This is a genomic window from Komagataeibacter oboediens, assembly GCF_003207815.1.
GTDB classification, from domain to species: domain Bacteria; phylum Pseudomonadota; class Alphaproteobacteria; order Acetobacterales; family Acetobacteraceae; genus Komagataeibacter; species Komagataeibacter oboediens.
The window spans coordinates 1-847 of sequence record NZ_NKTX01000231.1 but is presented as its reverse complement, the minus strand read 5'-3'; the positions used below and the strand labels follow the sequence as shown (position 1 = coordinate 847).

2 protein-coding genes and 1 pseudogene are annotated in these 847 nt (G+C 59.9%); all 3 read left to right on the top strand.

The window, feature by feature from the left end:
- Positions 1-163, top strand: a 163-nt coding sequence (locus tag CFR80_RS18540; protein ID WP_146221725.1) for an integrase core domain-containing protein, incomplete at its 5' end; no start/stop codon positions are given.
- 59 nt (positions 164-222) lie between these two features.
- A pseudogene (locus tag CFR80_RS18535) lies at positions 223-384 on the top strand (transposase); the annotation flags it as partial.
- Positions 385-442: 58 nt separating this feature from the next.
- On the top strand, positions 443-847 hold a 405-nt coding region (locus CFR80_RS20065), incomplete at its 3' end, for a transposase (protein WP_258367970.1).

The following is an 847-nucleotide window of genomic DNA, read 5'->3' as shown; positions in this document are numbered from 1 at the left end:
CGGGCTTGGCAGATGGATCGCCCATTATAACGAAAGGCGTCCGCATACGGCGCTGGCTGGACGTACGCCCGATGAGGCGTATCATGACGTGCCGACGCCCTCTGGTCCGGGGTTAACCCCGGACCAGAGGGCCAACAGCAACGCCGCCAGAAGGGCGGCATAACAACAACCGGGTATAGCTTATCAAGCCCACAAAACTGTCCGAACGGACGGGTCCACCTCAACGCGGGCAAGAAGATCAGGGGACGCAAGCGGCATATCGCGACCGACACGCTGGGTCATGTCGTGGCGGCTGTCGTGCATCCCGCCGACATTCAGGATCGTGATGGTGCGCCGCTGGTAGCGGTCAGGATACGCTCATTGTTTCCCTGGCTTCGCCATCTGTAAGCTCCCGGCGACTGACGCCTTGCTGAATACTTCTGGTCTGGTTCAGCTATGAAGCATGAGCGATTTAAGAGATAGGGACGCGGTACTACCTGCGAGTGTCGCAGGTAGTACCGCAGAGAGGCTCCAAAGGAGCGGTAGAGAGACAGGCGAGCGGGACAGGCTGGCGGGCGCCTCGCGGATCGAGATCGTTTCGGATCGCCGCCGCTGGCACGCCCCTGAATTTCGCGCGCGAGTGGTCATCGCGTCCTACGAGAGCCGACGCCCCATAAGGGAGGTGGCTGCACAGTATGGGATCCATCCAAGTCTGGTGTTTCGCTGGCGGCGAGAGGCTCGGGCCAAAGGCGGGACATCGTTCATACCTGGGATCACGACACGAAAGTGTATTTTACGTACGCTTGGAGTGAACACCTGTAGAACTGGCCACATTGAGGTTCACGCAACAAGTAGGGATGCAGGTACC